General features: G+C 42.2%; 9 protein-coding genes. 4 read left to right on the top strand and 5 right to left on the bottom strand.

The window, feature by feature from the left end; translation table 11 throughout:
- The 4 genes from ABWK04_08170 to hisF all read left to right on the top strand — a co-directional run.
- Nucleotides 1–322, top strand: a 322-nt coding sequence (locus ABWK04_08170) for an SAM-dependent methyltransferase (GenBank protein MEZ0361848.1), incomplete at its 5' end; no start/stop codon positions are given.
- Nucleotides 319–1,560 (top strand): epoxyqueuosine reductase QueH, encoded by a 1,242-nt coding sequence (locus ABWK04_08175; GenBank protein MEZ0361849.1) that lies wholly within the window; start codon nucleotides 319–321, stop codon nucleotides 1,558–1,560. The genes ABWK04_08170 and ABWK04_08175, both read left to right, overlap by 4 nt.
- Before the next feature lie 10 nt (nucleotides 1,561–1,570).
- On the top strand, nucleotides 1,571–2,284 hold the full coding sequence (locus tag ABWK04_08180; GenBank protein ID MEZ0361850.1) for a 2Fe-2S iron-sulfur cluster-binding protein: 714 nt from the start codon (nucleotides 1,571–1,573) through the stop codon (nucleotides 2,282–2,284).
- Between the two features lie 7 nt (nucleotides 2,285–2,291).
- Nucleotides 2,292–3,074: an imidazole glycerol phosphate synthase subunit HisF gene (gene hisF / locus ABWK04_08185; protein ID MEZ0361851.1), complete on the top strand. Its 783-nt coding sequence runs from the start codon at nucleotides 2,292–2,294 to the stop codon at nucleotides 3,072–3,074.
- Here the strand turns inward: hisF and nuoH are convergent.
- The 5 genes from nuoH to ABWK04_08210 form a co-directional block, all read right to left on the bottom strand.
- Nucleotides 3,049–4,098: an NADH-quinone oxidoreductase subunit NuoH gene (nuoH, locus tag ABWK04_08190; GenBank protein ID MEZ0361852.1), complete on the bottom strand. Its 1,050-nt coding sequence runs from the start codon at nucleotides 4,096–4,098 to the stop codon at nucleotides 3,049–3,051. The genes hisF and nuoH overlap by 26 nt on opposite strands.
- A gap of 13 nt (nucleotides 4,099–4,111) precedes the next feature.
- Nucleotides 4,112–5,830 carry an NADH-quinone oxidoreductase subunit D gene (locus ABWK04_08195; protein MEZ0361853.1) on the bottom strand — a complete coding sequence of 573 codons (1,719 nt, stop codon included), beginning with the start codon at nucleotides 5,828–5,830 and terminating at the stop codon, nucleotides 4,112–4,114.
- Nucleotides 5,831–5,834: 4 nt separating this feature from the next.
- On the bottom strand, nucleotides 5,835–6,212 hold the full coding sequence (locus tag ABWK04_08200) for an NADH-quinone oxidoreductase subunit A (GenBank protein ID MEZ0361854.1): 378 nt from the start codon (nucleotides 6,210–6,212) through the stop codon (nucleotides 5,835–5,837).
- Nucleotides 6,213–6,216: 4 nt separating this feature from the next.
- On the bottom strand, nucleotides 6,217–7,677 hold the full coding sequence (locus ABWK04_08205) for an NADH-quinone oxidoreductase subunit N (protein MEZ0361855.1): 1,461 nt from the start codon (nucleotides 7,675–7,677) through the stop codon (nucleotides 6,217–6,219).
- Between the two features lie 7 nt (nucleotides 7,678–7,684).
- Nucleotides 7,685–8,250 (bottom strand): proton-conducting transporter membrane subunit (locus ABWK04_08210; GenBank protein MEZ0361856.1); only part of this gene is annotated, 566 nt, incomplete at its 5' end.

Consider the following 8,250-nt stretch of genomic DNA (forward strand, 5'->3'; position numbering starts at 1 on the left):
TTCAAGCATAGACTGGGAGAGCCTGAAGGGGATAAACACCCTTGTCTTTTTGATGGCGGTTTCAAACAGGCAGGAGATAGCAAAGAGGTTAATAAGCGTGGGGAGAGAGCCGAAAGAACCCGTAGCCTTCATAGAGAGGGGGACAACGAAGGAGCAGAAGGTAGTTATTACAAGCCTTAAGGAGCTTTCTGAGAACCCGCCTGAGGTGAGACCCCCTGCTGTTATGGTGGTGGGTGAGGTGGTGAGGTTGAGAGGGAGTATAGCGCAGATGATTCGGGTCATATGTAATGGATATATTAATCCTTTATTATGTGTTCTATGAAGATACTTGTGCATATATGTTGCGCTCCAGATGCCTTTTATTTTCTCAAGAGATTAAGGGAGGAATATCCGGACAATACTATAGTGGGATTTTTCTACGATCCCAATATACATCCTTACGAAGAATACAAACTCAGGCTTGTGGAAACAGAAAGGATCTGTCAAGCTCTGGGTATAGAACTTTACAAAGGTGAGTACGATTTAGAAAATTGGATGCGTTCAGTTAAGGGTTACGAGGATGAGCCAGAGAGGGGTAAAAGATGTAAAATCTGCTTTGATTACAGACTCATAAGATCAGCTCAGTTTGCAAAAGATCTTGGAGCCACTCACCTCACCACGACTCTCCTTATGAGTCCAAAAAAAGAGTTTATGATGCTAAAAGAGAGCGGAGAGAGCGTGGCAAGCACGTATGGGCTTGAATTTTTATCCCCCGACTACAGAAAGGGAGGTGGAACTCAAGAGATGTTTAAGCTTTCAAGAGGTTTTGAGGTGTATCATCAGGATTATTGCGGGTGCATCTACGGACTCTTCAAACAGAAAAAGGAAAATGCAGTATGGGATCTGGTGTCCTTCATAGGTAGAAGACCAGGCAGTAAAGAGGAGAGCCTTTTTATAAAGTCCGTCAGACTTTTTGCAGAAGGGCTTTCGCTGTCCTGCAGAGAGTGGGAGTTTAGTTTTCTAAACTGGAAAGTGCTTTACGGAAGAATTCAAGTGGGAGACCAAACTATCCCTTCTTTTGTTGTTCCTTTTTCCCGCTCGGTAAGAGGCATTTTAAAAGCTGACGTAGAGGAGGTTATAGGCAATACGCTCTATTACAATAGAGGAGGACTGAAGATCCTTCTTGTGGATGAACTAAAAGATGAACCAGTTTACCGATTTAACGGTTTAACGGATCCAACTTTCAGAGTTTCCAGCGCCTATAGAGAACTTTTACTCAAAAATCGCATAAAGGTTGAGCTTCAAACTGAGCTCTCAACAGATCAATCAAGTGTACTATTAGTGGGTAGTTTGCAAGCTAAAAGTTTTGTCGGTATTCCTGCGGATACACTCCAGGATGGGGAAGGTGTGAGCTTGGAAGCTGTTAAAGAATTTATAAAGAGAAATCTCAATGAAATGCTCAAAGGACAAATATCTCTTGTTGTGTGCGGTGCTGAATCCCTTGCAAGAGCAGGTAGTAGCTATTTTAGGGAAAGAACCGGAAAGATCATAAACACTGTATTTTGCGAACTGGGTTTCTAATTTATATAGTATGAAAGTGAAAACAAGCATAAAACTAATGCGTCAGGACTTTGAGGGTTACAGATCTTTCCTAATAGATATTCAGGAGAACGCTACTCTTTTGGACATACTTGTAAAGATAAAAGAGGAAATGGATCAGAGTTTATCCTTTAGGAGCATGTGCAGGGCGGGTGTTTGTGGAACGTGTGCTATAAAGGTAAATGGAAAAGCCGTACTTGCTTGCTCCACAAAGGTATCTATATTTGGAGAGGAGCTTGTTTTTGAACCCATAGACAAGTTCGTTGTTATAAAGGACCTGGTAGTTGATCATGACCCTATATACTTCAAATTGAAACTCAGGAGAGTTTGGTTTGATCCTCGCAAGGAGAATATAAAACTTACTGAGTGGGAACTTAAAAAAACAGAGAGGAGCCATGAGTGTATCCTTTGCGGTGTATGTGATAGTGTATGTCCCGTGCTTGAAGTCGCTCAAAGTTTTGCAGGTCCATTATCTCTCACAAGATATCAAAAACTCGTATTTGATAAAAGGAATGCAAACTTGGAGCAAAAAACTTACGGTCTGAAAGATATGAATCCTCAACTTTGTACACACTGCATGAACTGTTCTTACGCATGTCCAAAAAAACTCATGCCAGAAGCTATAATAAAGGAAGAGGAAAGCTTACTTGTGGAGAAAGGTATGCTAATAAAAGATACCGGAGGATTTGATTTTTTAGGGATATAATCTTCAAATGCTTGCAAAAAGGATCATACCATGTCTTGATGTGGACAAAGGAAGGGTCGTAAAAGGCGTAAAGTTTGAAAACCTTACCGATGCCGGAGATCCTGTTGAGATAGCTTTGGCCTACGAGGAGCAAGGAGCTGACGAGCTTGTTTTTCTGGACATAAGCGCATCTTACGAAGAGAGGAGTATTATGATAGAAGTGGTGAGTGCAGTTGCTGAGCGTGTTTTTATGCCTTTCACAGTAGGTGGAGGAATCAGGGAAATAGAAGATATCCGAAAGCTTCTCCTTGCGGGTGCAGATAAGGTTTCTCTAAATACTGCTGCAGTTAAAAACCCGGATCTCGTAAGGGAATCGGCTGTAAGGTTCGGGTCTCAATGTATAGTAGTTGCTATAGATGCCAAACGAAAAGGGGACAGATGGGAAGTTTACATAAATGGTGGTAGGACTCCAACAGGCATAGATGCCATAGAGTGGGCTAAAAAGGTAGCATCACTCGGTGCTGGTGAGATACTTCTGACCTCTATGGATATGGATGGTACAAAAAGTGGATACGATGTAGATCTCACTCGGGCTGTGGTGGAAAGTGTCAATATACCCGTTATAGCATCTGGAGGCGCGGGAAAGCTGGAACACTTTTATCAGGTATTCACAGAGGGGAAGGCTGATGCGGCACTTGCTGCATCCCTTTTCCACTTTAAAGAGATCAGCATACCACAACTCAAGGAATACCTGCACAGCAGGGGCATACCTGTAAGGAGAACCTTTAGCGCCATACCAGAGGCGCTATAACTGCGGTAAGTACTAAGTTTATAAAAGTTAACGGTAGCATCACTTTCCAAGCGGTGGAAGTAATTTGGTCTATCCTATATCTTGGAAGCGTCCAGTGAAGCCAAAGCACGAAAAGGAAGAGAAGAGCAACTTTCAGCAAAAACCATACGAAGGGGGAGAGAGGTCCTAAGAAAAAGAGAGGGTCAAGAAAGCCTATAAAAGGTATATTAATTGGAGACCAGCCTCCTAAGAAAAGGATGACGCCTATGGCGGATAGTGAAAGGGTCTCTACATACCACTCTACAAGCGGAAAGAGACCAAACTTCATACCTGCATACTCTACTGTAAAACCTGTAACGAGTTCGGCTTCAGCTTCCTGTATGTCAAAGGGAACTCTGCCAGTTTCCGCAAGCATGGCAAACATATAAACCACAAAGGCTACTGGCTGTAGCCATATGTACCAGAGTTTTTGATCTATCTGATTTTGGACTATGGTATAGGTAGAGAGGCTTTGAGCTAATATAACAGGACCCATAACTGCGAAAGTGATCACTACTTCGTAAGAAATGACTATCCCAGCTTTTCTCATAGAGCCTATTAGAGCGTATTTAGAATTAGAAGCCCACCCTGCAAGAGCTATGGCATAAACGGCGAGGGACCCCAGAGCAAAAAAGAGCAGGAGACCTACGTTCACATCCGTGAGGATGGGTTTTACTCTAATACCGAAAACTTCAAACTCCGGACCAAAGGGAATTACCGCAAATACGAGTGATGCAGGAACTAAAGCCATAACTATCGCTAAGTTGTATAAGAATCTGTTCCCATATCTGGGAAAAAGATCTTCCTTTGTAAGGAGCTTAAGTCCGTCAGCTATAGGTTGTAAAAGACCGTGCCAACCTACCACCATAGGTCCTGGTCTCCTCTGTATGTGTGCAGCGACTTTTCTTTCGACGAGTGTAAGATACGCACCAAGACCGAGTATTATAACAAGCAGTACGAGAATCTTTACACTTATTAGAATAAGTCCCGCTATAAGGCTCTCCATATCCACCTCCGTGTCACCTGTCTATCTCTCCAACAACTGGGTCCAAGCTTGCAAGTATAGCAACTGCGTCAGCTATAACTCTGTTCTGCATGAGCTTAGGATACACGCAGAGATTGTACATACTTCCAGGCTTTATTTTGACCCTGTAAGGCTTTACCCCTCCGGTTGAGTATATGAAAAAGCCTAACTCCCCTCTTGGGTTTTCCCCAGAAGAATATATCTCTCCCTCTGGCACTTTTAGACCTATCCCATCCAAAGAGAGTTTTATTTTTTTAGGATCAGGAGATTCAGCAAAGTAAGGTGCTGATTTAGGCATTTTTTCAAGTACCGCTACACATTGCTGTATGATCCTTATACTTTGCTTCATCTCTTCAAGGCGCACTAAATACCTGTCATATACGTCACCTTTTTCACCTACCGGAATATCAAACTCCACGAAAGGATAAGCATCGTAAGGCTCAAGCCTTCTCATATCGTAGGCAACACCTGAACCTCTAGCAACTGGTCCGGTAAGTCCGTAAAAATAAACATCTTCTTTACTTATGACTCCAACATCTACATTTCTTCTTAGCCATATCCTGTTTCTTGTGAGTATGTTCTCCCAGTCTTTGAGTTCTTTAGGGAATCTCTTCGCAAAAGCCTTGATTACCTCTAAAGCCCCATCGGGAAGATCCATCCTTACTCCTCCAACTCTCGGATAAGATATGGTAAGCCTCGCACCCGTTATGCCTTCTATTATGTCCATGAGCTTTTCCCTTTCTTTGAAAGCATACAGAAAGATAGTTAGCGCTCCAAGATCAAGGGCGTAAGTACCGAGCCAGAGGAGATGAGAGTTTATCCTCTGAAGCTCAGACATCATAGTCCTTATGTATTTGGCTTTCTCCGGTATCAAATCTTCTATACCAAGTAGCCTCTCAACTGCTACTACCCAAGCTTGGTTGGAACAAAGAGCTGATATGTAATCCATCCTGTCTGTGTAAACCAAAAACTGGTTATACATTTCGTTTTCTGCAAGTTTTTCCACACCCCTGTGGAGCTGTCCAAGAATAACATCGCATTGAACTATCCTCTCACCTTCAAGATCAAAAAGAAACCACATGGTGCCATGAGTGCCGGGATGTAAAGGTCCCCAGTTGAGAACTATTTGAGCCTTCTTTTTCAACCTCCTTTTTTGAGTTATCTCAAGGTCTTCAAGAGTAGGTATTGCGGTATGCATCCTATCGTAATTCATTGTTCCCGTAAGATCATCTCCTCTCAACACCTCATTGAGGGATGGGAGATCCACGTTAGCATAACCCTCAAGAGGAAAGTCCTTCCTCAATGGATAGTACTGGTAAGTTTCCCACATGAAAGCTCTTACCAGATTCTCGTGTCCTTCGTAGCGGATACCAAACATATCGTAACACTCTCTTTCAGCCCATTTGCCCGCAAACCAAAGCTTTTCTATACTTGGAAGTGTGCCATCAGTCCAAACTTTTACCACTACCCGCTTCTTTTCATCCACATTGTAGAGAATATAAAAGGCTTGAAATCTGGGACTTTTGTCTGGGAAATCTATTACTGAGTGATCTACAAAAAGCTTAAAACCCATATCCTCTTTTAGAGTCCTAAGTAGATCTATGAGCTTGTCTTTACCTATGTGCAGGTTTGTGATGGTAGGCTTTACTTCTATCTGAATTTCAGGAAATCTCTTTTTTAGGTCTATAAGATCCTCTTCCTTAGCCCAGGGCATATCCTCACCTCTCAAAAACTTCCTCTTCAAATTGCCAATCTAAGGCACCTTTTCTCCATGCGTAGAGAAGCCCGTAAGTGAGTATAAGTATAAACAGGAACATCTCAACAAAACCAAACAATCCTAAATGCTTGTAAACCACCGTCCAGGGAAATAGAAAAGCTGCCTCTATATCAAACAGTAGCAATAAAAGACCGAGCAAGTAATACCCTTGATGAAAGGTGGATTGAGCGCTCACGTCGTAAAGAGGCACACCACACTCGTAGGGATAATCCTCCATGCTTTCGGGAGTTTTTGGACCTAAAAGAGCATTTAAGGATATTAGGAAAAGCGCAAGCACGAGCATAACTCCTAAAAATGCCAAAAGTCCAGCATAATCCATACCTTCACCTCTTAAAGAGCATATCCGCAGATTGGCTCGCAAAACTCCATATTATTATAGGCACAGCACCCAAAAATACAACGGATAATGTCAGTATAATAAGGACGAGCCTTTCGGCTAAAGAACTCTTTACATGAATGGATCTGTTGCTTTCCTTCATGAAGGTCAAAACTACGAGCCTTACATAATAGCCCGTTGAGATACCTGTAGCCAGGATCATCACAAAGGCAAGCCACCAAAGCTTGTCAAAGGAGAGAGCCATAAATACTAAAGCCTTTCCTACGAAACCCACCGTGGGGGGAACACCTAAAAGAGAAAACATGAAGATCATAAAGGAGGATGCTATCCAAGGTGCATTAAATCTAAGCCCGGAAAACTCCTCCATCTTGTTCTGCCAATCTGGATGCCTCTCCAGTAAGGCAAGAATAAGGAAGGCGCCTGCACCCATAAGTGCATAAGCTATCAGGAAGTATAAAACCGCTTTTAGACCGATGACCTTTGCGACGGATATGCCTGCGAGTATGTATCCCGAATGAGCGATGGAGGAGTAAGCCAAAAGCCTTTTGACATCTTTTTGTACAAGGGCTACCAAGTTACCATACAGCATTGTCATGGCGGATATAAGTCCTACCGTAATTACCCAAGCATAAGCAAAGTGTTCTTGAATTAAAGGCATAATCCTAACAACAGGTGCAAAAAACGCAAGCTTTCCCACAGAAGCCATAAAGGCTGTAATAGGTGTAGGCGCTCCCTGATAAGCGTCGGGAAGCCAGAAGTGAAAAGGAACTGCACCTATTTTGATAGCAAAGCCTATGAGGAAAAAGACAAGCCCGAGTATAAGGAAATATCTGTTTTCTCCTGCGTGAGTGAGTATCTTATGAAGGTCAAGAGATCCCGCGTAAAGATACATAAAGGCAGCACCGTAAGAAGCTAAGGCTATACTTAGACCTCCAAGTATGAGATACTTAAAAGCGCCTTCCTTGGAATTAAAGTTACCTCTGAGAAGAGAGGTGAGTATGTAAAAGGATATAGATACACCTTCAAGGGCTACATAAAGCGTAATGAGATTATAAGAGGATGCAAGAAACATGGCACTCGCCAGAGAGAAAGAGAGTATATAATAAAATTCGCTATAGAGGGAAAGCTTCTGCTTGTAATATCTGTATGTAAAAGCAAGAAGGCATAAGGTTATAAGTATCATAAAGAACTGTAGGAAAGAAGAAAAGCCATCCCTCACATAAAGACCATAAAAGGTACTTCCTGATAAGAGAGGATTCAAGGCTATATAGACAAGTGCGATGCTATATCCAGTAACACTTACTAAAGTAAGGATCCTATGATTTATTTTTCTTTGCAATATGTCCAAACTGAAAAGGATAAAACCTGTTATCAAAATGATCACTTCAGGCATAACAAGACGTAGGTTCGGAATCTCAACAGTTCCTACCAAATCCCTCAGCTCCATGAAGTGCTTATCCTCCTATCAATTTGTGCATTACTAAAAGCAGAATCCCTTTTACCGATTTATCAAAGATGTTAAAGAATAAAAAAGGTGCAAGCCCAACCATAAACATGGGTATAACGAGAAATAAAAAGGCGGATAACTTGAAACCTCTCACATCCGTAAAGTGTATCAATCTGCTTTCCTCCTTAGTGTCTAAGAAAAGCACCTTCATGAAGTATAGGATGTAAACAGCGCTGAAAAAAGCACCCGCAAGTACAAGCATGGCTAAAGATGTTGTATATTCTTTTGCGGAAAGTATAGTGAGAAATTTACCCCAAAAAGAGGATCCTCCCGGCAGACCCATGGAGGAAAAACCCGTTATAACTATTATTATGGCAAAAACCGGCATGTACTTGGCACTTCCCTTAAGAGCGTCCATGTTAAAGCTATGTAACCTATTGTATATAAAACCTGCTATCATAAACAGGGAGGCTGACGTAAGACCGTGCGCAAACATCTCCATAACGCTCGCCCTCAAACCTTCCATATTGAGCAGGAACATGCCTGTAACTACAAAGCCCATATGACTTACAG

The sequence above is a fragment of the Hydrogenobacter sp. genome (assembly GCA_041287335.1).
Lineage (GTDB): Bacteria > Aquificota > Aquificia > Aquificales > Aquificaceae > Hydrogenobacter.

What these genes read in the sequence shown, in the direction of transcription:
- ABWK04_08205 (MEZ0361855.1), bottom strand. Translation starts at nt 7,677, where the DNA reads ATGGAGCTGAGGGATTTGGTAGGAACTGTTGAGATTCCGAACCTACGT.
- ABWK04_08195 (MEZ0361853.1), bottom strand. Translation starts at nt 5,830, where the DNA reads ATGCCCTGGGCTAAGGAAGAGGATCTTATAGACCTAAAAAAGAGATTT.
- ABWK04_08200 (MEZ0361854.1), bottom strand. Translation starts at nt 6,212, where the DNA reads ATGGATTATGCTGGACTTTTGGCATTTTTAGGAGTTATGCTCGTGCTT.
- hisF (MEZ0361851.1), top strand. Translation starts at nt 2,292, where the DNA reads ATGCTTGCAAAAAGGATCATACCATGTCTTGATGTGGACAAAGGAAGG.
- ABWK04_08175 (MEZ0361849.1), top strand. Translation starts at nt 319, where the DNA reads ATGAAGATACTTGTGCATATATGTTGCGCTCCAGATGCCTTTTATTTT.
- ABWK04_08180 (MEZ0361850.1), top strand. Translation starts at nt 1,571, where the DNA reads ATGAAAGTGAAAACAAGCATAAAACTAATGCGTCAGGACTTTGAGGGT.
- nuoH (MEZ0361852.1), bottom strand. Translation starts at nt 4,098, where the DNA reads ATGGAGAGCCTTATAGCGGGACTTATTCTAATAAGTGTAAAGATTCTC.